A 22,955-nucleotide genomic window follows, 5' to 3' on the forward strand; every position below is an offset into this window, starting at 1 on the left:
CGATGTGGCCCTCTGTGCGCAGAGCCCTTGCTCAGGTGCTCTGCGAAAGCGGTCTGTGCGGCGCTAGTGCCAGGTCCCTTCCAGGTTCTCGCACTGATCAAGGAATTCCTCGGCGCTCATTTCCACCGTATTCGGGTCCAGATGTGACGCCACTTGCTCTTTCAGCTGCCCGACCACCTTGGACATGACCGTCAGGGTTTCTTCCACCTGCTCGATAGTTTCCAACAGGTCTTCGGCTTCTTGCTGGTAATCATCTCTGTCGTCGTAATCGCTCATGCGAAGCCTCCTGCAGTTGGGATGAGCCCTGATACAGGCTCGTTCCCATGTTGCCAATGATGATGGCGTAAAACAAACGGCAATTCCCCGAAATTGATGAAAGTTTGAGCGTTGATGATGAAAGGTCACAGGCATTTCGCAAGCGGCATCCCGCTATTCTGCAGGCTCTGGCTTGTGGGTGGTCAGAATCAAAGAGATTGCCTGAACGTTTCTGGTGTAACGGAAAACCACCGCTTGAACGCGCGCCGGAAGTTGGAGCTGTCGTGATAGTTCAAAAGCGCGGCAATGGCGTCGACGGTAAGCTTGCTGTCGCGCAGATAGTTCGCCGCCTGTTGGGACAGGATGTCCTTCTGGATTTGGCGAAATCCGGTATTTTCGTTTTTCAGTTTACGCGCCAGGGTGCGCTTGCTCATGAATAGTGCCGCAGCGGCTTCTTCTTCAGCCAGTGTGCCTGGCGGAAAAGACAGCATCATTTTTTCTACCCGATAGCGAAAACTTTGCGTATTGGTACGCAGTTCGGACAGCATGGTTTCGCACTGCTGAAGCGCTAGCTGGTAATTCTCATGGTTGGCGGCAATGTTGGGGTAGAAGCACAGGGCTTTAGGGATTTTTGCGATAAAGTTTTCTGCTGAAAACTCGTATGGGCCGGGTAGATACTCGTTGTAGAAGGGGGCATAGGGCGGAGCCGGGTAATCTATCAAGGTCTCAACTTCATGGGCCGGTCGGCCCAGAATCGATTCGGCGGTCTCGAAAAACATCATGATAAAGGCTTCGGTCAAACAGCGGCGCATTTGATCCGTTAGCGTCATATCGAAGTGCCCGTAACACTCAAGCCAATCCCCACGATCAAAAAGCTCAATACGCACAAAGTTCATCCGAGTTGGTGCGAAAAGGTGAATTGCTTGCAGAGCCTCAAACAGGTTCGCGCTGCTAAGAGCCAAAAAACCCACCGCACCGTGGGTAGCAGGGGTGAGCCGTCGGCCCAGGCGAAAACCAAAGGCTGGGTCATCACTTATAGAGAGCGCATTGTTGAGTAACTGAACCTGCTGCTGCCCGGTGAGCAGGCTGTCTTCGTCAAGCAGCTGTTCAACGCTGAGCCCTGTGTTGGGTAGCAGCCGGCCAAGATCGGGGGCCTGAAGGCCGAGTTCGCGGGCAATCAAGCGAGCATAATGCGACGGGTTGGACGCCTGGCTGTTGGCTGGGCTGGGGGATGTTGTCATGGGAGGCTCTGTGCGGTGGCAAGTTTGATTGTCTTTAAATGACCCCTTGTTGTCAAAAAATGACCTGCTGATGCGCGATGGCTTGGCGCACTGTTGGGATAACACAACAACAAGGTGAGGCAGAGCGATGGCCAGTGTGACCATTATTGAGTTTGGCGGAACGGAGCATGAGGTCGAGATCGAGGCTGGTAAGTCCCTGATGCAGATCGCCGTGGATAACAGCATTCCCGGCATTGATGCGGACTGTGGTGGGGCCTGTGCCTGTGGCACCTGCCATGTGATTGTCTCCAGCGAGTGGTTTGCCAAAACCGGCAGCACCAGTGATGAGGAGGACATGATGCTGGGGATGACCCCCGAGCGTGCTGATACCTCACGTCTGGCCTGCCAGATTGAAGCCAGCGAAGCACTGGACGGCCTGGTGGTTCAGTTACCTGAATTCCAGATGTAAACCTTTGCTGTTTCGCCACCCACAGGGAGAGAATCATGTCACTGAAATCCACCGCGATGAATATCACTGCCCCGGTGATACCCGCCCATTGGCAGATCCGTGCCGTACACCGTTTTTTGAAGATCAAGAACACCCTATTTAAAGGGCCCTATGTGCCCACTTTTGTTGAGAGCCCGCTCCCGGAAGTGGATACGCTGGCCATTGAAGATATCGACGTCAGTAGCCCGTTTCTGTTTCGGCAAAAGAAATGGCAGTCCTACTTCAAGCGTCTGCGCGATGAGTGCCCCGTGCACTACCAGAAAAACAGTCCCTTTGGTCCGTTCTGGTCGATTACCCGTTATGACGACATCGTCTTCGTGGACAAGCACCATGATCTGTTTTCTGCCGAGCCGATCATTACCTTGGGGCGAACCCCTGAAGGCCTGGAAATTGAAACCTTCATCGCCATGGACCCGCCCAAGCACGATGAGCAGCGTAAAGCGGTACAGAATGTGGTGGCCCCGAAAAACCTGAAAGAGATGGAAGGGCTGATCCGTCAGCGTACCCGGGAAGTGCTGGATGAGCTGCCGGTTGGTCAACCGTTTGACTGGGTAAAAACGGTGTCCATTGAACTGACTGCACGAATGCTGGCTACGCTGCTGGATTTCCCCTACGAACTGCGGCACAAGCTGGTGTACTGGTCCGATGTGTCCACCGCCAGCCCGGAAACCACCGGGGGGCGGGTTGATTCAGATGAAATTTTTGCTGCTGCCGCGGATGCGGGCAAGCACTTCGTCAAGCTCTGGCACGACAAAGCCGCGCAGAGAGCGGCGGGGCAGGAAGCCGGGTTTGATTTGATTAGCCTGATGCAGGCGAACGAAGAAACCAAAGACATGGTCAAGCGGCCCATGGAATTTATGGGGAACCTGACCCTGTTGATCGTTGGCGGCAATGATACCACTCGCAACTCCATGACCGGCGGCGTGCTGGCCCTGAACCAATTTCCCGACGAATTTACCAAGCTGAAGGAAAACCCGGCCCTGATTCCCAACATGGTTTCCGAAATTATCCGTTGGCAAACGCCGCTGGCCTACATGCGACGCATTGCCAAACAGGATGTGGAGCTAAACGGAAAAACCATCAAGAAGGGTGACAAGGTGGTGATGTGGTACGCCTCCGGCAACCGCGATGAGCGCAATATTGATCAGCCGGATACCTTCATGATCGACCGTAAGGGTGCACGTAATCATTTGTCTTTCGGATTCGGTGTACACCGTTGCATGGGGAATCGATTGGCGGAGTTGCAGCTGCGTATCCTGTGGGAAGAGCTGCTGCAGCGCTTTGACGACATTGAGGTGCTCAGCGAGCCGGAGTGTGTGCAGTCAAACTTTGTGCGCGGTTACAGCAAGATGATGGTGCAGCTGACAGCGAAAAAATAATGCCTTGCGAGGGGCTTTTTCAGAAGCAGGTCTTGTAGCGTATTGCAGCCGCAGTGCGGAAAAGGGCGCGGAAGCGCCCTGTGGCAGTCCAAAAGGCGTTTCTCCCTGTGCTTGTTCGGTGCGGCGCTTAAAACTGGAAACGCCCCATGCATCGCATAGGGCGTTTGAGTATGAAGCAGGTTAACGAATGTCGGTGTTGGCCGTTAGCCCGCTGCTTTGCTTCAGGGCACAATAAAATCCGTCTGCGTCCAGGTGCTGAACTGACCGTCATCATGGTTTTTCCTGACCCGGAAGTACCGGATGCCGCTGCCCAGGGAAGCGTGCTCAATGTTATAGAAGTTACGCTGCCAGCCTGTCAGGTCGACGATGGGAGAGGAGAAATCGGCGTTGTCATCAATCTGGAGTTCATAGCTGTAGCCTTGAGCAACAATGATTTCAGCCTTGTGCCCCGGATCTGAGCAATCGGCGCTCATGTCAAAGCAAAAGCGTTGCGCGATAGTGAGATTCGCCGTGTCTGTAAATGTGGTCAGATTGGACGGGGGAATCAGCCCGGGTGAAACCGCTTCAATCACATTGCCGACCGGGGCAATGGTTTCACCAATCAGTACCGCTTCCAGATTTTGTTGAATCGAGGCTGCATCCAGTCTTCCATTCGCTTCCTGCAAAGACAGCAGGGTGGCGTCATCAATGGGATCGTTGTTGATAACGTCTGCCCGTAACGCGTTGAGAAGAGTGGTCATGGTGTAAGGCTCTTCAATACTTCTTTCATTCACTGCCTCAGTGAAAAGCGATGAAATATAGAGCGAGTAGGCATTGTCCTCAGGCGTTGTCCCCGGGCTATTGATGATGTTCATTTTGATAAAGGGCTGGTTGGTCGGGATGTCTCCGGTCACCGCTGCCAGTACGGTTTTCACCCTGCTTTGCGCGTCGGCGGTGGCTTGTTCGTAGCTGTTGCCCTGGTTGATCAACTCCACGGCTAAATCGTGGCTCAGCAGCGTCAGGGTGTTCACAAAAATGTTGGCTTGCTGCTCCGGGGCCTTGTTGACCAGTGCCTTGAGCGTGACTGACTCTTCGGAGTACGTCGCCTCTGTTTCATCGTAAAAGCGCCCGGTGGTATTAACGGAAAGCAGTCCGGGTTCCACCTCAAGAAGGAAATCCCCAAGATTGTCCTGGATTTGTGAATTCGCGATCAGCGAGCTGGTATCCCCCTCAATCTTGAGGACATTGACTTCGCCATCCTGAATAAAGGGGCCTTTATAGGCTGATCCCGAAAGCGAAGATTTACTTCCACCATTGCCTGTGCCCGATATTCCGCCATCATTGCTGGCAAGAGGGTAGGATTCCCCGCCGCAGGAGAGCAGCAGAGCAACGAGAAGAAAGAAAGCAAGTTGGGTGGTCTTTTTCATTGCTCTGAGCCCGAGTCCATGGATTCTTCAAAATAATAGATACCAACGCCCGCTCGGTATTGCTGGGGGCTGGTCTCTTCTTGATGGTCAATTTCCCTGTCCAGCCATCGATCCAGCTTCTGCAAAAGCTCCAGGCTGTCCGCTTCAATCAGCACCTTTAACTTGGCTATCACCTCGGGGTTAACCCGGTTATAGGCAACGCTCAGCTGAAGGCGGGAGGTTTTTCCCTGTTGTTCAGTGTTGTAAGTGCTGGTGTTCAGCAGGTCGTGAGCGGCCTGTCCCATCAGGAAAAGCAGCTCTTCATTGTCTTCGTGGGGAATATAGCTGGTGTCTTTCAGGGTCACGGTGTCGTCGTCATGGAGATCAACCAGCCCCGACTGTTCCAGTTCTCCCAGCACGGTAACGACAGTGACATCGCCACAGTACTGGTGGACCAGGCTTTCGAGGCTGGTGCCATCGCCGTAGAGGGGGAGTGCCTTTGGTTTGCCCTGTTCATCACAGTAGAGCGCTTCTTTCTGCCACGCATTGATGGCTCTGACAGCCCGGTTGGTTCGCTTGGTCTGTTGTTGCAGGAGGGCGCCCATGTCCTGATTGAGCTTGCGAAGGCGGGCGGTTTCCTTTCGGTCCAGGCCGGTAAGCAGAGCGATGCGGGAGGTGCTTTGTTTCTTGCCTTCAATGGTGAAGCCTTCCGCTTCTTCTACATAAATGGCCTTGAGCCAGAGGTAGAAATCATTCACTGAGATCCCGCGCTTGATGGCCATCCGCACAAGCGGACGCATCAGCTTGCGGACCGCTTTGTGAAACCCTGTGTTGGATGAGGTGCCGGACATTGGATACTAACCAAGTGCTGAAGATGAATTTCTGCGGCCCATTGTTTCCCGTGCGCGCTCCCTTGCTATCCGGGTGTTGGTATATCGCGCCAGCAACGACACTGCCGATGCTCTCGGATCTTGGGGCGAGGCAGTATATCTCATAATCCTGTCTCCCTTCGCAGCCTGCTCCCGGTTAGGGCCTGGATTCGTCGAACACTTCCCAACGTACAGCAATCTCACGATCCGCATGATGACGAATTGTAAAATATGGGATGTGTGACCCATATTTTGCTGAGTCTACCTCAACGGTAACGCGGCCAAGAATGAAGTGCAATCCTCTGTAATTACATGGTTTTTTTGATTAAAGGGGCCGTTTTTCAGGCAGTTGTGACTGAATTTTAACCCATTAAAAGGGTGTGCACGGGCAGGTTCCTTCTGATAGATTTCAATAAATGGGAAAATAAACCCAAAAAAATGAAAGAGGGATCGATTATGAAAGCGTGGTATTTGCTAGGTGCGGCATTGTTTTTGACGGCATGCGGTGGTGGTGGCTCCAGTGGCGGGGCGGCTCCGGTGCCATCTTCTACAGGCCCCACAGTGAAATTTTTCCCGGCAAGCGATGGTGCAAATAACTTGCAGCTGTGGAAAACGGACGGTACGGAAGCCGGTACGTCCATGGTCAAGGTGATCCATGTGGGCGGCGGGGCTGATATCGTCGTGCTTGGCAGTCTGGGTGGAAAAACCATTTTCCTGGCGGATGACGATGATCTCTATGGAGATGAGCTTTGGGTAACCGATGGCACTGAGGCGGGAACGACCCTGCTCAAGGATATTCGTGTTGGTACGGCAAGTACTTACATTTCCAGTTTTACGGTCGCTGATGGCACGCTCTATTTCGGCGCTTATGATGACGTCAGTGGCACCGAGCTATGGAAAACCGATGGCACTCCCGCGGGAACGGTCATGGTCAAGGACATACAGCCCGGGGTAAACGGAGCGGGGGTCAGTAATTTGGTCACCATGGATTCTACTGTGTACTTTTCCGCCAATGATGGCACCGCAGGTTATGAGTTGTGGACAACGGATGGTACTGCAACGGGAACCGTGATGGTGGCGGAAATTGCGCCTGGAGCCGCGTCATCCGGTATCTCTGAAATGATCAGCGTGGATGGCATGCTGTATTTCAGAGCGACGGATGGCACTACCGGCGCTGAGCTGTGGAAGAGTGATGGTACTACCGCAGGCACGGAACTGGTCAAGGATATCGCGGTTGGTGCGCCCAGCTCTTCACCCAACAATCTTGTTGCCATGGGGGGTGATATTTACTTTATTGCGGCAGAAAGTACTGGCCAGGGCAACGAGTTGTGGCGTACCGATGGGACCGAAGCAGGCACCGTTCTGGTGAAAGACATCAATCCAGTGGTCAATAACTCCAGCATCAATAATTCCAGCTCGAGGATTCGTTTTCTGAATGCCCTTGACGACAAATTGTATTTTACGGCTCGCCCCGATCCTACAAGTACCCTCAATGAGGTGTGGGTATCCGATGGCTCTGAAGCGGGAACTTTGCCTCTGTTCGATGCCGATAATGTTAACTACCTGATGTCCACGGGGGAGGCGATTCTGTTTAGTGGCTGGGATGTCACAAACGGCCATGCCATGTGGACCACGGACGGGACGGTGGCCGGTACCGTCTTTCTCAAGGATATCGAGCCAGGGACAGCAGACACTGACTTTTACTCGCTCGGCGAAGCCTATTTCCATGAGAATGATGCAGCCCCCCTCGTAGAAGTGTTGCCCGGTGTTGCACTGATTGTGGCCTACCGTTCTGATATTGGTGTAGAGCTATGGAAAACTGACGGCACTGCCGCCGGTACCCAGCTGATCAAGGATATCCATCCTGGTATGGGGAGTGGCTTTGATCTCTAATACGTGGGGCGACTCAACAGAGATTGCTCGCTACATTTTCTGATCGCCACAGTAAGCGCCCGGCTCAATTGAGTTGGGCGTTTTTCTTTGGGAGTGCTGAGGGTTTTCTACAAACTGAATTGGCACCAGTTCGCTAGACACCTTTCAGTCATCCAAAATGGCAACCAGAGAGGTATCTATGAGCAGCAAGTATTGCCAAGAAGAATTCAAGCTTCAGTCAGCCTGCTAGGTGGCTAATCGTGGAGACAGGCAATAAGGAAGGGGGAAGAGGTGCGCGTAGATTGTGGCGAAGAGCTGCTGAGGTAGAAGTGTGAGGGCGTTTAGTTGCACGTTTGCAGCTAAGTGCGATCTCCTAATGGCAAGAAATCTGTAAGTGATTGATATAAAAGAGGGCACGTTACCGTCTAATGGCAAACGTGCCCTCTCTAATGGCAACTCACACCTTTTTTCGTTATTCCCAGGAAAGCGCCCCGCCCACCTGGTACTCAGTGACCCGGGTTTCGAAGAAGTTTTTCTCCTTGCGCAGGTCCATGATTTCGCTCATCCACGGGAACGGGTTGTTCACGCCTTTGAACTGTTCTGGCAGGCCCAGCTGGGCCAGGCGACGGTTGGCGATGAACTGCAGGTATTCTTCCATCATCGCGGCGTTCATGCCCAGTACACCGCGCGGCATGGTGTCGCGAGCGTACTGGATTTCCAGCTCGGCGCCTTCCAGGATCATCTGGGTGGCTTTGTCGCGCATCTGGGCATCCCACAGGTGCGGGTTTTCCAGTTTGATCTGGTTGATCACGTCGATGCCGAAGTTCACGTGCATGGATTCGTCACGCAGGATGTACTGGAACTGCTCGGCGACGCCGGTCATCTTGTTGCGACGACCCATGGAGAGGATCTGGGTGAAGCCGCAATAGAAGAAGATGCCTTCCAGTACGCAATAGAACGCGATCAGGTTTTCCAGCAGGGCCTTGTCGGTTTCCACGGTGCCGGTGGTGAACTCCGGGTCGGACAGGTCGCGGGTGTACTGGATGCCCCACTGCGCTTTCTTGGCGACGGAGGGGATCTCCTGATACATGTTGAAGATTTCGCCTTCGTCCATGCCCAGTGATTCGATGCAGTACTGGTAGGCGTGGGTATGAATGGCTTCTTCAAAGGACTGACGCAGGATGTACTGGCGGCATTCCGGGTTGGTGATCAGGCGGTAGATGGCCAGCACCAGGTTGTTGGCGACCAGGGAGTCGGCGGTGGAGAAAAAGCCCAGGTTGCGTTTGACGATGCGGCGCTCGTCGTCGGTGAGGCCGTCGGCTTTCTTCCACAACGCCAGGTCGGCGTTCATGTTCACTTCCTGGGGCATCCAGTGGTTGGCGCAGCCATCCAGGTATTTCTGCCAAGCCCAGTCGTATTTGAATGGAACCAACTGGTTCAGGTCGGCGCGGCAGTTGATCATGCGCTTGTCGTCAACTTCCACACGGCCAGAGGCGCCTTCCAGCTCGGCAACGCCTTCTTCGATATCCATCTTGGCCACGGTGGCCTGGGCGCGGGCTACGGCGTCTGAGGCGGCTCGGGCGGCGGCGGTGTTGTCTCGTCGTTGTTGCTCGACTCCATCATCCGCAGTACTTCCCGTTCCCGGTGCTTTAGCTTCAGGTGCCGCTTGGTCAGATACCGTCTCAGATTGCGGCGGCGTTGCGCTTGCGGGCTGCGGTTTGGCGACAGGCGTCTCTTGCGCATTAAATTCGTCCCAGCTCAGCATGTGTTCTCTCCATTCTTTCAAGGGTGGCGCGATGGCGTCACCGGTGGTGCATTCTTTAAGTGGCCTGATGCTGGATGCCTGACGCTGGACGCTTAAAGAAAGGCGTGCGTTGAGCGTCCGGCATCTGGCGTCCGGCGTTTATTGGCAGGCTTCGCAGTCCGGGTCATCCAGGGAGCAGGCCTGGGGCACGTCGGCGGCCTGGCCGAATTCCGCGGCTGGCTCTTCCACCTTGGAGGAAACCCGGTTCAGCTTGCCATCGTTGATGGTGGATTTTTCGGTCTGGGTGGCGCCGATGGCACGCAGGTAGTAGGTGGTCTTCAGCCCCAGCAACCAGGCCATCTTGTAGGTCACGTCCAGCTTCTTGCCGTTCGCTTCCGCGATGTACAGGTTCAGGGATTGAGCCTGGTCGATCCATTTCTGGCGACGGCTTGCTGCTTCCACCAGCCAGCGCGGCTCCACTTCAAAGGCGGTACGGAACTGTTCTTTCAGGTCCGCCGGAATCCGTTCGATGGGCTGTGCGGAGCCATCGTAGTATTTCAGGTCGTTGACCATCACGTTGTCCCACAGGCCGCGCTCTTTCAAGGCGCTGACCAGGTACGGGTTGACCACGGTGAACTCGCCGGACAGGTTCGATTTCACGTACAGGTTCTGGTATGTGGGCTCGATGGACTGGGAGACCCCGGTGATGTTGGCAATGGTCGCCGTCGGCGCGATGGCCATCACGTTGGAGTTACGCATGCCTTTCTTGGCCATGGCCCGCACGCTGTCCCAATCCAGGGTCTGGCTGCGATCGACCTTGCAGTAGTCCTCGCCACGCTGGTTGACCAGGATCTCGATGGAGTCGATGGGCAGTACGCCCTGGCTCCACAGGGAACCGTCGAAGGTCTGGTAGGCACCGCGCTCTTCCGCCAGCTTGGCGGAGGCCTGGATGGCGTAGTAGCTCACCGCTTCCATGGAGTTGTCGGCAAAGGTCACCGCGTCGCTGGAGGCGTAGCTGATGCCCTGCTTATACAGTGCGTCCTGGAAGCCCATGATGCCCAGGCCCACCGGGCGGTGCTTCATGTTGGAACGCTCCGCCTGGGGCACGCTGTAGTAGTTGATGTCGATCACGTTATCGAGCATGCGCACGGCGGTGTTGATGGTGCCTTGCAGCTTCTCGATATCCAGGCCGTTCTCGTCCACGTGCTGGGCCAGGTTCACGGAACCCAGGTTACACACGGCGATTTCTTCCTGGTTGGTGTTCAGGGTGATTTCGGTGCACAGGTTGGAGGAGTGCACCACGCCCACGTGCTGCTGCGGGCTGCGCAGGTTGCACGGATCCTTGAAGGTGAACCAGGGGTGGCCTGTTTCAAACAGCATGGAGAGCATCTTGCGCCACAGGTTGATGGCGGGCAGACGCTTGAACAGTTTCAGTTCGCCGCTGCGGGTTTTGGCTTCATATTCCAGGTACGCCTTCTCGAACGCTTCGCCGTACAGGTCGTGCAGGTCCGGGGCGTCGTTGGGGCTGAACAGGGTCCAGTCTTCTTCGTTGATCACGCGCTTCATGAACAGATCGGGAATCCAGTTGGCGCTGTTCATGTCGTGGGTACGACGACGGTCATCACCGGTGTTCTTGCGCAGCTCCAGGAATTCCTCGATGTCCATGTGCCAGGTTTCCAGGTAGGCACAGACCGCACCTTTACGCTTGCCACCCTGGTTCACGGCCACGGCAGTATCGTTGACCACTTTCAGGAAGGGCACGACACCCTGGGAGCGACCATTGGTGCCCTTGATGTAGGCGCCCAGTGCGCGCACCGGGGTCCAGTCGTTACCCAGGCCACCGGCAAACTTGGACAGCATGGCGTTGTCCTGGATGGCGCCGTAAATGCCGTGCAGGTCATCCGGCACGGTGGTCAGGTAGCAGCTGGATAGCTGCGGGCGCAGGGTGCCGGCGTTGAACAGGGTCGGCGTGGAGCTCATGTAGTCGAAGCTGGAGAGCAGGTTGTAGAACTCGATGGCGCGGGCTTCGCGGTTGTCTTCTTCCACGGCCAGGCCCATGGCCACACGCATGAAGAAGCACTGGGGCAGCTCGATGCGGGTGTCGTTGTGGTGGATGAAGTAGCGGTCGTACAGGGTTTGCAGGCCTAGGTAGGAGAACTGCAGGTCGCGGTTGCCATCCAGGGCGGCGCCCAGTTTGTCCAGGTCGTACTCGGCCAGTTGCGGAGACAGCAGTTCCAGCTCGATGCCTTTGCCGATGTAGGCTTTCAGCGCTTCACCGTAAAGGGCGTTCATTTCATCGTGGCTGGCGCGTTCGGCGACATTCAGGAACTGCAGGGCTTCGGCGCGGATCTTGTCCATCAGCAGGCGGGCAGTGACCTGGGAGTAGTTGGGCTCTACTTCGATCATGGTGCGCGCGGTGATCACCATGGAGGTGTTCACGTCGTGGATGGAGACCCCGTCGTACAGGTTCTTCACCGTTTCGGTGATGATCTTGTCGGCGTTCACGTCTTCCAGGCCGGAGCAGGCTGCGCGAATCAGGTGCTCAAGGCGCGCCATGTCCAGCGGTGCCTTGCTGCCGTCTTCCATGGTGACCGACATGTCCACCTGGTGGGTCGGTGCGGGCAGATCGCTGCTGTGCTCGGCGGCGCGCTTGGAAGCCTGCTGTTCGCGGTACAGCACGTAGTCGCGGGCGACTTTCTGTTCGCCGTTGCGCATCAGGGCCAGTTCCACCTGGTCCTGAATTTCCTCGATGTGGATGGTGCCACCGGAAGGCATGCGACGCTTGAACGTGGCGGAGACCTGTTCGGTCAGGCGCGCCACGGTTTCATGGATGCGGGACGATGCAGCGGCGGTGCCGCCTTCGACAGCCAGGAAAGCCTTGCTGATGGCAACGGTAATCTTGTCGTCATCGTAGCTCACTACCTTGCCATTACGCTTGATCACGCGCAGCTGGCCGGGGGCGGTGCTGGCAAGGCTCTGGTCCTGATCGTTGCTGTCGCTGGCAGGGGAGCCGGCGTTCTGTGGGTTTTGGCTCATATCCGTTTGCATGGTGCCCTCTCCGTTGTCGGTGCTGTTCTGTCTATGTTGTGTGTTGTGGGCGTGGCGTCATCACCACGCAAAACGCCACGACCGCTAGGCCATGGCGTGTTAAATCGTGTCTTGGGTAGTGCCTGGTGGCATCGCGAGCGCGCGAACCACAATATGTTGTGTCTTATCCATGACGTTCTGCTTTCCCCTTCTGGTCGGGAAAAGGCTAAATCGCTGATGCGGCTGCACTTTTCCACGCTGTAGACTGTTTTGTCCTGGGGCGGCGCCTGTTTTACAAAAACCCAACATCTTGGGGTCGGCGTCCAAGTTCAGTACAAGTTATAGTTGCGTCCGCTTTTTTGCAAGCACTTCGCCTGGGGAAATCTTGTGGATAACCTGTGGGGCGATGTGGGTGCAATTAGGGTGCTTTTTTTCTGTGCAGACACATACTAGATATAGTGTTTGTCAATGGGGAAAAACGGTCACGTGGTGCACTGTGTGCAGGCAGGGGGCGCCATGCGAAAGCGCGGTATGGCGGTTGTTTGTACGATGGGCAGCCCGAGAGGTTGCCGTGCACAGCGTGTATGCGTATAAACATCCGATAGGGATACGTTTGTTACAGTTCGCCGGGTTGGCGCTGAAACAAAACGACAATAACGATACAAATTCAAAAGGATAAGGACGGGATGACAACGGTGCAGGATAACCCGCCAGCCATCATGATCGTAGAAGACGACGAGCGTCTTGCCGATTTAACCTGTGAATATCTTCAAAGCAACGGCCTGGATGTCACGGTCGTCAGCGACGGTGAAGAAGCCATTCGCCGTATTCGTGCAGAACAACCGGATCTGGTGGTGCTGGATCTGATGCTGCCCGGCGCCGACGGCCTGACGGTATGCCGTGAAGTGCGCAGTGCCTACAAGAATCCCATCCTCATGCTGACCGCTCGCACGGATGACATGGATCAGGTGCTGGGGCTGGAAATGGGCGCGGATGACTACGTGGCCAAACCGGTGAAACCCCGCGTGTTGCTGGCACGGATTCGTGCCCTGTTGCGCCGGGTGGAAACCGACAGCGAACGCGACAACTCCCCGGCCCGTCTGGAATTTGGCGCCCTGGTGATCGACAACTCTGCCCGGGAAGTAACCCTGGCGGGTGAGTCGGTGGACCTGACCAGCGCCGAATATGACTTACTCTGGTTGCTGGCGTCCAATGCGGGCACGGTGCTGTCACGGGAAACGATTTTCGAGAAACTGCGCGGCATTCAATATGACGGTCAGGATCGTTCTATTGATGTACGCATTTCCCGGATTCGCCCGAAAGTGGGGGACGACCCGGAAAATCCCAAGCGCATCAAGACGGTGCGTTCCAAGGGCTATCTGTTCGTCAAGGAAATCGGCGCGGCATAACGGCTGCTTTGGCCGTCGCGGCGCAGGGATGACGCTGGGTGACGTTTGAATAGTATTTTCCTGAGGCTCTACGGGGGCCTGCTGCTGGCGCTGTGTTTTATCGGCGCCATCACCTATGGCGCCGTGGAGCTGGTGAACAGCTATCGATCCGATCTGTACCGGGAGAAAATGGCCCGCGGTACCTTCTTCCTGATGGCGGAGGGCTACCAGCGCTATGAAGCCGGGGAGCGTGATCGCTGGAGCCAGGTGCTCAGCAAGCTGTTCGGTGCAGAGATAGGCCTGAAGTCCCGCGAGGAGCTGGCGCTGGGCTACCGGGAAACCCTGCATCTGGAAGATGGCCTGGTGGTCATGCGCCTGAATGACGATGAAGGCTACGCCGACATTCTGTTCCAGATCCCCGACGAAGACGCCTATATCAACACACGCATGACCAAAGTGTCCGAGCAACAGGCCCGGGCCACGGCGGTGTTGATCCTCAATCATTTGTCGCATTTTCAGGAGTCCGAGTGGGCTTCGGCACTGGCTGATCTACAGCATCAATTCGGTTATCCCCTGACACTGGTTCAGCGTGATGACGTTTCCCTGGATGGTGAGCAGGAGCAGCGTCTCAACCGCCGTGAGGTGGTCATTGCCCTGGATGACAGTACCCGCAGCGATTCCAGCATCCGCATTTATGCGCCGGTGGCGCAGACTGGCAAGCTGCTGATGATCGGCCCACTAAGCCTGTTTGATCAATTCCCCATTGAACTGTTGCTGATTGCCGGGGCCACCAGCTTGCTGGCGGTGGCGCTGGCCACCTACCTGCAGGTGAGCCCGTTGCAACGGCGGCTGAAACAACTCGACGGTGCGGTGAGTCAGCTGGGCAGTGGGGATCTGGGGGCCTATGCCAATATTGAAGGCAGTGATGCCATCGGCCAGGTGGCGGCGACCTTTAATGGCATGACGGCGCACATTCGCCGGCTTATTGAATCCCAGCGGGAGATGACCCGGGCGGTGAGCCATGAGCTTCGCACCCCGGTGGCGCGCCTGCGTTTTGGCCTGGAGATGCTGGCGGATATCGAGTCGGCGGAGCGGCGCCGTGAAAAGCTCAATGCCATGGATCACGATATCGAACAGCTGGATCAGTTGATCGACGAAATTCTGACCTATGCTCGCTTGGAGCAGGGTACGCCCAATATCGAATTCCAGCCGGTGGTGATTGGCGAGCTGTGCGAGCAATTGCGCGATGAGCTGGAAACCATCCGCGATGAAACCGCCATCGCTGTGGCGAATCCCTATCCGACCCTGGAAGTGGAAGCGGAAGAGCGTTACCTGCACCGGGTGTTGCAGAACCTGGTGACCAATGCCCTGCGCTATGCCCAATCGCGCATTGTCATGCGAGTGGAAGAGAGCGAGGATCAGGTGGTGATCCATGTGGATGATGATGGCCCCGGCATTCCTGAGCACGAACGCGAGCGAGTGTTCAAACCCTTTGCCCGGCTGGATAAAAGCCGTCACCGGGCCAGCGGCGGCTATGGTCTGGGCCTGTCCATCGTGAAGCGGATTGTGGATTGGCACGGCGGAGAAATCCGCGTGGATGAAAGCCCGGAAGGCGGTGCCCGCTTTACCGTGACCTTGCCCAAGAGCCAACAGGGCCAGCATGTGCTGGGCCGGATGAGCTAGGCGAATAGTGACCCCGTTAAGGGTGATGGCGTCGGGCGACAGTACGATATCGTCGGGAGAGCGCAGGCCAGCCCAAGCCCGCAATGGCCGATAAGGTCTATCGGGTTGGCCGTTATCGTGCAATCTGTCATCTGGCCTTCATTTAAAATACGCTTCCCGTGGTATCTCGCGGTGTTTGTTTGATCCCGCCCCCCATACTGATAACAAGGTTAGCCGAGTCATGTCTTATATCCTTTCCATCGACCAGGGGACCACCAGTTCCCGCGCCATTGTTTTTGATGCCAGTGGCCGTGCCTGTGGGCAGGCGCAGAAAGAGTTTCGTCAGCATTTCCCCCAGGATGGCTGGGTGGAACATGACGCCATGGAAATCTGGAATGACACTCTGGCCATGTGTCAGCAAGCCTTGCGCAATGCCCGGGTAGAGGCGCAGCAGCTGGCGGCCATTGGTATTACCAACCAGCGCGAAACCACCGTGCTGTGGGATCGGGAAACCGGCGACCCGCTGGCCAAAGCCATTGTCTGGCAAGACCGGCGTACCGCGTCCACCTGCGAGGCGCTGCGTGATCAGGGCCATGAAGACCAGGTGCGCAGCAAAACCGGGTTGTTGCTGGACCCGTATTTCTCTGCCACCAAGCTGGCCTGGCTGCTGGATAACGTGCCTGGCGCCCGCCAGCGTGCCGAGGCCGGTGAACTGGCGTTTGGCACCATTGATAGCTGGCTGCTGTGGCAGCTGACCCGCGGCAAGGTACACGCCACCGACGCCACCAATGCCTCACGGACCCTGTTGTTCAATATCCACGAGCAGTGCTGGGATGAGGCGTTGCTGGCCTTGTTCAATGTGCCTGCGTCGGTGTTGCCGGACGTGCGTGACAGTGCCGCAGACTTTGGTACCACCTGCCCGGAACTGCTGGGCGCAGCCGTGCCGGTGGCCGGCATTGCCGGCGACCAGCAGGCGGCGCTGGTGGGGCAGGCTTGCTTTGCCCCGGGGATGGTGAAAAGCACCTATGGCACCGGCTGCTTCATGGTCATGAATACCGGCGAGGCGGTGGAATCCCATAACCGTTTGCTGACCACCGTGGGGTATCGCCTGAATGGCAAGACAACCTATGCGCTGGAAGGCTCCATCTTTGTGGCGGGTGCGGCGATCCAGTGGCTGCGCGATGGCCTCAACCTGATTCGCGATGCCAGCGAAACTGAAGCCCTGGCCCGCCGTGCCGGTTCCGCCGGCGGGGTGTACCTGGTGCCGGCCTTTACCGGTCTGGGAGCGCCCTGGTGGGACCCCCATGCCCGGGGAGCCTTGACGGGGCTGACCCGCGACACCGGGATTGCGGAGGTGGTAACGGCGGGGCTGGAAGCGGTGTGCTATCAGTCCCGGGATCTTCTCGATGCCATGGCGGCGGATTGTGGCACCCGACCGACCACCCTGCGGGTGGACGGGGGCATGGTGGTAAACAACTGGTTGAGCCAGACGTTGTCGGATGTGCTGGGCGTCTGTGTGGACCGCCCGGTGGTGACCGAAACCACGGCTCTCGGCGCAGCTTATCTGGCGGGCCTGGGGGTCGGGCTATATACATCACTGGATGCCGTGGCTGAGCAATGGCGCTGTGAACGGGAGTTTTCCCCCCAACTGGATGAACCGGAGCGCCAGAAACGGTATGAGGGCTGGCGGGATGCCGTCGCTCGGGTCTGTCAGGCTTCGCCGGGTGCCTGAGAACAGTAAATGGCATAAAAATCAGGGGTTTTGCCGTCGGTAAAATGCGTTTTACAACGATGAGCGGTTCGGTTTAGGGGATGGTCAAACTGTGACGGAGTAGGCACTTGGTATTACTATTGGTTCAATATTAATACTAATTTGCTATCAGTTGGTGCGGTTGCTAGTGGGAGAGGGGCGCACCGAATCGGGAATCCGCATGGATCAAACGTTACCGCTCCACCCTGTGGCCTTGCAGTCGCAACGGCTACGCCGCGTGCTCTTCGCTATCCTCGCGGGAGGTGGTGCGCATACGCTACTTTGCTGGATTGCCTTGCAGCTGGATTTTTTCCGCGGTGGCGAGGTTCTTTTCTATTCTCTTTTTGCTGGCCTCTGGGCCGGGCATCTGCTGTTTATTCTGTTCATGTTGGTGGGGCTGAACCGCCGGCTATCCGAACCTTCCATGATCATGCCGCTGATGGTGTGGTCCACCACCGGGCTGCTGGTGACTGCCCTGGTCGTCGATCAGGTGCGTCTGTGCATCATGCTGATTTTCTTTGCCATTGTTCAGATGGGGGTGTTGCAGGCGTCGCTACGGCAATTCCTCGCCCTGGCCGGGTATTGCGTGCTGGGTTACGCGGTGGTGCTGGGGGTTGTTTGTGTGTACTGGCCGGAAGTGGTGGATGTTCGCGGCGAGTGGATCCAGTGGGGCCTGTTCAGTGTCATGGTGCTGGCGGCCATGCTGGTGGCGTCAGAAATTTCCACCATCCGCTTCCAGCTGGGGAGGCGTAATCAGCAACTGGGGCAAATTGTTGAACGCATTCACGACATGGCGGTGAAAGACGAGCTGACCGGTTTTTACCGTCGTCGCCATGCCATGGAACTGCTGAGCAAGGCGTGTGGGCAATCCGCTCGCGGTGCCTATCAATTGGGGGTGGTGTACCTGGATCTGGACCATTTCAAAAAAACCAATGATCAGTATGGCCATCGCATGGGCGACCTGGTGCTGCAGCGCTTTGCGGACGTGACACAGCGTCACCTGACCAATCAGGACTTCGCCGCCCGTCTGGGTGGGGAGGAGTTCATGTTGGTGTTGCCGGTGAGTGACCCTGAGGAGGCGCGTAATCTGGTGGAGGGCATCCTGATGGGCATGCGCAGTCAGCGTTTCAAGGATGCGCCCGGGTTGGTGGTTACGGTTTCCGGAGGGCTGGCCATGCTGAATCACGGTGAGACGCCTGCGCAGTTGATCAGGCGGGCGGATCAGGCGCTGTACCGGGCCAAGGAAACCGGACGCGATAGATTGATTGTCGGGGAGAAGGAATGAATCAGGATCTCCACCAGGCAGAAAAACTGACGCTGAGTGAAAAGCGCCTGATGCAACGCCATAGCCGTTCGGCCATGGCGATTATGGCCATGCATACCTTGCTCTGTGTGGTCTATTTTCAACTGGGTTATATGCACATCGCGCTGCCGGAAGCGCTGGTGCTGGTGTCGTTGATCTGGATTTCCCTGTTGGCGTACCAACTGTTGATGGCAACCGGTGTTACCTTGAATCTTCGTGAGCCAAGCCTGTCGCTGCCGTTGATTCTGTATTTCACCGGGGTGTTCATGGTGTCGGGGTATTACGTGGATGAGTTTCGACTCAGCGTGGTGACCCTGTTTTTTGCGGCGTTATTGATGGTGTCGTTCCGCCTGAGTGGCAAAGTGATGATTGCGGTGGCGTTTCTGGCCAGTGCGGCCTATGCGCTGATGCTGTGGGTGGCACTGATGGATCGCTGGGTGCAGTTGAGCCTGTCGGTGGAGCTGTTGCAATGGCTGGTGTTCGCCATGATTTCGGTCAGCTTTGCGGTTACCGGTGGGGGCGTAAACCGCCTGCGGAATGCGCTGGCAGAAAAAAACCGGGAGCTGGCCAACGCGGTGGAAAAGGTGCGGGAAATGGCCATCCGTGATGATCTCACGGGGTTGTTTAATCGTCGCCACCTACTGGAAATTCTGGAGCGCCAGCGCGCCCTGTCTGACGGCAAGGGGGTGCCATTTGCCGTGTGCTACGTGGACCTGGATCACTTCAAGAAGATCAACGACCGGCACGGTCATGACTGGGGCGACCGGGTGCTGCGCCAGTTTTCCGAGCTGGCGTTATCGGGCATGCGTGATGGTGACTACTTTGGTCGCCTGGGCGGGGAAGAGTTCTTGTTGGTGTTGCCGCAAAGTGATGCCCACGGCGCCCTGCTGGTGGCTGAACGTCTGCGTCAGCGTTGGCGTGAACAGCGTTTCGATGCCCAGGGCGGCCCGGCCACTGTCAGCCTGTCTGTGGGTGTGGCGGATTATCGGGATGGCGAAAGTGTCGATGAGCTGCTTAACCGGGCCGATCAGGGTTTGTACAAGGCCAAGTCCGGGGGGCGGGATCAGAGTCAGGTGGCATGAAAAGGCAGTTAATAGTTAATAATGAATAATTAATAGTTACGCGGAAAAAGTTGGTGGTTTTGAACCGCAAGAGGCCGCGTCCTGAGCTTGGGCGCGGCCTCCTGGTATGTGCAGACAACGATTAGTCTGGTCGCGAGTTATTAACTATTCATTATTAATTGAAAAAGTGACCAAATGCTTGGTGCCCAGCCGCACATGCAGGTTGTCGCCTTCCACCACATTGGTGTGGCTGTCGGTCTGGCAGAGCAGGGTTTCGTTGGCGCCAACCCGCAGGTGGTAGAGGATGCTGGCGCCGGTGAACTGGCGCCGGGTGACGGGGAGCGCCAGGGGGGCGGATTCGTCGGCGATCACGTCTTCCGGGCGCAGTAGCACTTCTACTTCAGTGCCCGGTTGCAGGGGGGTATGGCTGCGGCCGGTGACATCGCCCAGGGTGGTGTGAACGGTGTTGCCATCACGCACGGTGCCGCGCAGGAAGGTGCCATAACCGGCGAACTCTGCCACGAACCGGTTCGCCGGCGCGTGGTAAATGTTATAGGGCGTATCCCATTGCTCCAGGTGGCCCTGTTGCATGACGCCGACCCGGTCGGCCAGCGCAAAGGCTTCTTCCTGGTCGTGGGTCACCAGCAGGGTGGTGACCTTTTCCTGACGCAGGATGTCTCCCAGTTCCTGGGCCAGAGCCCGGCGCAGATCCAGGTCCAGGCTGGAAAAGGGCTCATCCAGCAATAGCAGGGCGGGCTGGGGGGCCAGTGCCCGGGCCAGCGCCACGCGCTGTTGTTGGCCCCCGGAGAGTTCGTGGGGGTAGCGTTGCTCCAGGCCGCTGAGCCGTACCCGCTGCAGGCTCGCGTGTACCCGCTCTTCGCGTTCCTCCCGGCTTTGCTGTCGCAGGCCGAAAGCCACGTTGTTTGCCACGGTGAGATGAGGAAACAGGGCATGTTCCTGGAATACCATGCCCAGGCCGCGCTGGTTGGGAGGCAGCTGACGGTGGGGGCCGGAGACCTGTTTTCCCTGAATGCTGATAGAGCCGGCGGTTACCGGTTCCAGCCCGGCGATGGCACGCAATGTGGTGGTCTTGCCACAGCCGCTGGGGCCCAGCAGGCAGGCAATTTCCCCCGCCGCCAGTTCCAGTTTTAACCCCTTTACCACGGTTTGCTGGTGATAGCCGCAAGCCAGGTTTTCAAGGCGCAGTAGTGGCTCTTTCATGGTCGTGCGCTCCAGGCGTCCCGCTGTACGCAGCACGGGGCGATGCCCGCGTGCTGTGCCTCGCATGGTGCGTGCAGCGTTGCCATCAATGCTGCCCGGTGAGCAGGAATTCCAGCAGGGCTTTCTGGGCGTGCAAGCGGTTTTCGGCTTCGTCCCACACCACGGCGCGAGGGTCGTCCATCATTTCATGACTGACTTCCTCGCCGCGGTGGGCTGGCAGGCAGTGCATGAACAGCGCATCCGGGTCGGCCCTGTCCATCAACTCCGGGGTGACCTGATAACCGTCAAAGGCGTTCAGGCGTGTTTGCTGTTCGTCTTCCTGCCCCATGGACGCCCACACATCGGTGACGACCAGGTGAGCGCCCTGCACGGCGGTGGCCACGTCCGGCTCCAGGCTGACCCGGTCCGGGTAACGGCCCAGCAGATCGCTGTCCGGGGTGAAGCCATCCGGGCTGCTGATCACCAGTTCGAAATCAAACTGGTTGGCGGCGTTGATGTAGCTGGCACACATGTTGTTGCCATCGCCGACCCACACCACTTTCTTGCCCTGAATGCTGCCGCGGTGCTCCACATAGGTCTGCATGTCGGCCAGCAACTGGCAGGGGTGAAAGTCGTCGGTGAGGGCGTTGATCACCGGTACCGCAGAGTGGTCGGCAAACGTCTGCAGGGTGGCGTGGTCAAAGGTGCGAATCATCACCGCGTCGACCATGCGTGACAGTACCCGGGCGGAATCCTCGATCGGTTCGCCGCGGCCCAGCTGGGTGTCACGGGGTGACAGGAAAATGCTGGAACCACCGAAATGGGTCATCGCCACTTCGAAGGAAACACGGGTGCGGGTGGATGATTTTTCGAAAATCATGCCCAGCGTTTTGCCCTGCAGTGGCTCGTGGTGCTGACCATTGCGCAGCATGGTTTTCAGCTCGATGGCGCGCTGAATCAGGTAGCCGAGCTCATCCGGAGTGAGGTCGGTGAGGGTCAGGAAATGACGGGTCATGCGACCTCCTGCTCGTCGGCAAAACGGTGGATCAGCGTCGACAGGGTGCCCACCAGGTGCTGCATTTCCGCCTGGCTGATCACCAGTGGCGGCAGTAGCCGTACTACGGAACCGGCGGTGACATTGATCAGCAGGCCGGCGTCGCGGGCCCGGTTGACCAGTTCGGCACAGGGGCGATCCAGCTGGATGCCCAGCATCAGGCCTTTTTGGCGAATTTCGGTGACCATGGGCAGATCGGAAAACGCCTGCAGAAAGGCGTCTTTCAACCAGCTGCCTTTATCGGCCACGCCGTCGATGATGTCGTCGGTGAGAGTGTTCACCACCGCCAGGGCCGTCGCGCAGCCCAGCGGGTTACCGCCGTAGGTGCTGCCGTGGTTACCGGGGCCGAAAACACCTTCAGCCTTGCCGGCCACCAGGCAGGCGCCGATGGGGAAGCCGTTGCCCAGGCCTTTGGCGGTGGTCAGTACGTCCGGGGTGATGCCGGCGCCCAGGCAGGCAAAGTAGTCCCCGGTGCGGCCGTTGCCGGACTGGATTTCATCCAGCATCAGCAGCCAGTCATTGCGGTCGCATAGGGTGCGCAGGCCGGCCAGGTAATCGTTGGCGGGGATGTGGATACCGCCTTCGCCCTGTACCGGTTCTACCAGTACGGCGACGATATCGTGATTGTCAGCCAGGGCTTCCACCGCTGCCAGATCGTTGAACGGCACACGGATGAAGCCGTCCAGCAGGGGCGCAAAGCCTTCCTGCACCTTGGCATTGGCGGTGGCGGACAAGGTCGCCATGGTGCGGCCATGGAAGCTGCCTTCCATGACGATCACGGTGGGGCGCGCAATCTGTTTGCGCGAGCCGTACAGGCGGGCAATCTTGATGGCGGCCTCATTGGCCTCCGCGCCGGAGTTGGAGAAAAATACGTTCTCCATGCCGCTCAGCTCGCACAGGCGCTGGGCCAGGGATTCCTGGGCGGGAATGCGGTACAGGTTGGAGGTGTGCATCAGCTGCCCGGCCTGTTCGGCCAGGGTGCGGGTGACTGCCGGGTGGCAGTGGCCCAGGTTGCACACGCCAATCCCGGAGATGGCATCCATGTATTTGTGGTCGTTTTCATCGTACAACCACACGCCCTCGCCCCGCACGAAAGCCACTGGCTGGCGCGCGTAGGTGGGAATCAAAAATTGCTGGCTCATTACCCTGACTCGTTAAAGCGAATTCGTCTGTTTTGGCATGACCAAAACAAAAAACGGCAGCTGTTAGGCTGCCGGGAACCCCCGATAATAGCGCACATTTCAGTGAATAGTTAACACCCTGCATGGATTGGCGTTA

Annotated in this window: 17 protein-coding genes; 8 read left to right on the forward strand and 9 right to left on the reverse strand. The window is 57.5% G+C overall.

Going from position 1 to position 22,955, the window contains the following annotated elements; genetic code table 11:
- Positions 1-63 precede the first annotated feature (63 nt).
- Together ADG881_RS15395 and ADG881_RS15400 are read right to left on the reverse strand one after the other, a co-directional pair.
- Complete coding sequence (locus tag ADG881_RS15395; RefSeq protein ID WP_007149518.1) at positions 64-276, reverse strand: hypothetical protein; 213 nt, start codon at positions 274-276, stop codon at positions 64-66.
- Between the two features lie 188 nt (positions 277-464).
- Entirely contained in the window at positions 465-1,496 is a 1,032-nt protein-coding gene (locus tag ADG881_RS15400; protein WP_007149487.1) for an AraC family transcriptional regulator, read from the reverse strand.
- Between the two features lie 127 nt (positions 1,497-1,623).
- On the opposite strand from ADG881_RS15400, the gene ADG881_RS15405 reads away from it, so the two are divergent.
- Both ADG881_RS15405 and ADG881_RS15410 read left to right on the forward strand, forming a co-directional pair.
- Positions 1,624-1,944 (forward strand): 2Fe-2S iron-sulfur cluster-binding protein, encoded by a 321-nt coding sequence (locus tag ADG881_RS15405; protein ID WP_007151144.1) that lies wholly within the window; start codon positions 1,624-1,626, stop codon positions 1,942-1,944.
- A gap of 35 nt (positions 1,945-1,979) precedes the next feature.
- Complete coding sequence (locus tag ADG881_RS15410; RefSeq protein WP_007150924.1) at positions 1,980-3,362, forward strand: cytochrome P450; 1,383 nt, start codon at positions 1,980-1,982, stop codon at positions 3,360-3,362.
- Positions 3,363-3,583: 221 nt separating this feature from the next.
- On the opposite strand, the gene ADG881_RS15415 is transcribed toward ADG881_RS15410, so the two are convergent.
- Both ADG881_RS15415 and ADG881_RS15420 read right to left on the reverse strand, forming a co-directional pair.
- Positions 3,584-4,768, reverse strand: a complete 1,185-nt coding sequence (locus ADG881_RS15415) for a hypothetical protein (protein ID WP_007150529.1) — start codon at positions 4,766-4,768, stop codon at positions 3,584-3,586.
- On the reverse strand, positions 4,765-5,598 hold the full coding sequence (locus tag ADG881_RS15420; protein ID WP_007148857.1) for a DUF6502 family protein: 834 nt from the start codon (positions 5,596-5,598) through the stop codon (positions 4,765-4,767). Before ADG881_RS15420 ends, ADG881_RS15415 begins: the two co-directional genes overlap by 4 nt.
- 474 nt (positions 5,599-6,072) lie before the next feature.
- On the opposite strand from ADG881_RS15420, the gene ADG881_RS15425 reads away from it, so the two are divergent.
- Positions 6,073-7,509 (forward strand): ELWxxDGT repeat protein, encoded by a 1,437-nt coding sequence (locus ADG881_RS15425; protein WP_155133818.1) that lies wholly within the window; start codon positions 6,073-6,075, stop codon positions 7,507-7,509.
- A gap of 451 nt (positions 7,510-7,960) precedes the next feature.
- Here the strand turns inward: ADG881_RS15425 and ADG881_RS15430 are convergent, their stop codons facing one another.
- On the reverse strand, positions 7,961-9,253 hold the full coding sequence (locus tag ADG881_RS15430; protein WP_039926948.1) for a ribonucleotide-diphosphate reductase subunit beta: 1,293 nt from the start codon (positions 9,251-9,253) through the stop codon (positions 7,961-7,963).
- Between the two features lie 138 nt (positions 9,254-9,391).
- The gene (locus ADG881_RS15435; protein WP_007149902.1) at positions 9,392-12,280 is read right to left on the reverse strand and encodes a ribonucleoside-diphosphate reductase subunit alpha; all 2,889 of its coding nucleotides are present in this window, start codon (positions 12,278-12,280) and stop codon (positions 9,392-9,394) included.
- Between the two features lie 665 nt (positions 12,281-12,945).
- On the opposite strand from ADG881_RS15435, the gene ADG881_RS15440 reads away from it, so the two are divergent.
- The 5 genes from ADG881_RS15440 to ADG881_RS15460 all read left to right on the forward strand — a co-directional run bounded on the left by ADG881_RS15440 (position 12,946) and on the right by ADG881_RS15460 (position 19,444).
- Positions 12,946-13,668, forward strand: coding sequence for a response regulator (locus tag ADG881_RS15440; RefSeq protein WP_007149065.1), 723 nt, complete (start codon positions 12,946-12,948; stop codon positions 13,666-13,668).
- Positions 13,669-13,713: 45 nt separating this feature from the next.
- Positions 13,714-15,330, forward strand: a complete 1,617-nt coding sequence (locus ADG881_RS15445; RefSeq protein ID WP_007149140.1) for an ATP-binding protein — start codon at positions 13,714-13,716, stop codon at positions 15,328-15,330.
- Positions 15,331-15,550: 220 nt separating this feature from the next.
- On the forward strand, positions 15,551-17,041 hold the full coding sequence (gene glpK, locus ADG881_RS15450) for a glycerol kinase GlpK (protein WP_007148586.1): 1,491 nt from the start codon (positions 15,551-15,553) through the stop codon (positions 17,039-17,041).
- 199 nt (positions 17,042-17,240) lie between these two features.
- Positions 17,241-18,344, forward strand: a complete 1,104-nt coding sequence (locus tag ADG881_RS15455; protein ID WP_039926950.1) for a diguanylate cyclase — start codon at positions 17,241-17,243, stop codon at positions 18,342-18,344.
- Positions 18,341-19,444 (forward strand): GGDEF domain-containing protein, encoded by a 1,104-nt coding sequence (locus ADG881_RS15460; protein WP_007151577.1) that lies wholly within the window; start codon positions 18,341-18,343, stop codon positions 19,442-19,444. The genes ADG881_RS15455 and ADG881_RS15460 overlap by 4 nt, the downstream gene beginning before the upstream one ends.
- 144 nt (positions 19,445-19,588) lie before the next feature.
- Here ADG881_RS15460 and ADG881_RS15465 read toward each other — a convergent pair whose 3' ends face one another.
- The 3 genes from ADG881_RS15465 to ADG881_RS15475 form a co-directional block, all read right to left on the reverse strand.
- A complete protein-coding gene (locus tag ADG881_RS15465; protein ID WP_007151226.1) occupies positions 19,589-20,644 on the reverse strand; it encodes an ABC transporter ATP-binding protein in 1,056 nt (351 codons plus the stop codon).
- 85 nt (positions 20,645-20,729) lie between these two features.
- Positions 20,730-21,638: an ornithine carbamoyltransferase gene (gene argF / locus ADG881_RS15470; protein WP_007151445.1), complete on the reverse strand. Its 909-nt coding sequence runs from the start codon at positions 21,636-21,638 to the stop codon at positions 20,730-20,732.
- Positions 21,635-22,819, reverse strand: coding sequence for an aspartate aminotransferase family protein (locus ADG881_RS15475; protein ID WP_007148947.1), 1,185 nt, complete (start codon positions 22,817-22,819; stop codon positions 21,635-21,637). Before ADG881_RS15475 ends, argF begins: the two co-directional genes overlap by 4 nt.
- Positions 22,820-22,955 lie beyond the last annotated feature (136 nt).

Origin of the sequence: Alcanivorax sp. DG881 (assembly GCF_000155615.1) — a bacterium.
Lineage (GTDB): Bacteria > Pseudomonadota > Gammaproteobacteria > Pseudomonadales > Alcanivoracaceae > Alcanivorax.

Excerpts from the sequence above, each read along its gene's own strand:
- ADG881_RS15410 (WP_007150924.1), top strand. The coding sequence starts at position 1,980 with ATGTCACTGAAATCCACCGCGATGAATATCACTGCCCCGGTGATACCC.
- argF (WP_007151445.1), bottom strand. The coding sequence starts at position 21,638 with ATGACCCGTCATTTCCTGACCCTCACCGACCTCACTCCGGATGAGCTC.
- ADG881_RS15420 (WP_007148857.1), bottom strand. The coding sequence starts at position 5,598 with ATGTCCGGCACCTCATCCAACACAGGGTTTCACAAAGCGGTCCGCAAG.
- ADG881_RS15435 (WP_007149902.1), bottom strand. The coding sequence starts at position 12,280 with ATGCAAACGGATATGAGCCAAAACCCACAGAACGCCGGCTCCCCTGCC.
- ADG881_RS15455 (WP_039926950.1), top strand. The coding sequence starts at position 17,241 with ATGGATCAAACGTTACCGCTCCACCCTGTGGCCTTGCAGTCGCAACGG.
- ADG881_RS15440 (WP_007149065.1), top strand. The coding sequence starts at position 12,946 with ATGACAACGGTGCAGGATAACCCGCCAGCCATCATGATCGTAGAAGAC.
- ADG881_RS15475 (WP_007148947.1), bottom strand. The coding sequence starts at position 22,819 with ATGAGCCAGCAATTTTTGATTCCCACCTACGCGCGCCAGCCAGTGGCT.
- ADG881_RS15405 (WP_007151144.1), top strand. The coding sequence starts at position 1,624 with ATGGCCAGTGTGACCATTATTGAGTTTGGCGGAACGGAGCATGAGGTC.
- ADG881_RS15395 (WP_007149518.1), bottom strand. The coding sequence starts at position 276 with ATGAGCGATTACGACGACAGAGATGATTACCAGCAAGAAGCCGAAGAC.
- ADG881_RS15425 (WP_155133818.1), top strand. The coding sequence starts at position 6,073 with ATGAAAGCGTGGTATTTGCTAGGTGCGGCATTGTTTTTGACGGCATGC.
- ADG881_RS15460 (WP_007151577.1), top strand. The coding sequence starts at position 18,341 with ATGAATCAGGATCTCCACCAGGCAGAAAAACTGACGCTGAGTGAAAAG.
- glpK (WP_007148586.1), top strand. The coding sequence starts at position 15,551 with ATGTCTTATATCCTTTCCATCGACCAGGGGACCACCAGTTCCCGCGCC.
- ADG881_RS15415 (WP_007150529.1), bottom strand. The coding sequence starts at position 4,768 with ATGAAAAAGACCACCCAACTTGCTTTCTTTCTTCTCGTTGCTCTGCTG.
- ADG881_RS15465 (WP_007151226.1), bottom strand. The coding sequence starts at position 20,644 with ATGAAAGAGCCACTACTGCGCCTTGAAAACCTGGCTTGCGGCTATCAC.
- ADG881_RS15400 (WP_007149487.1), bottom strand. The coding sequence starts at position 1,496 with ATGACAACATCCCCCAGCCCAGCCAACAGCCAGGCGTCCAACCCGTCG.
- ADG881_RS15430 (WP_039926948.1), bottom strand. The coding sequence starts at position 9,253 with ATGCTGAGCTGGGACGAATTTAATGCGCAAGAGACGCCTGTCGCCAAA.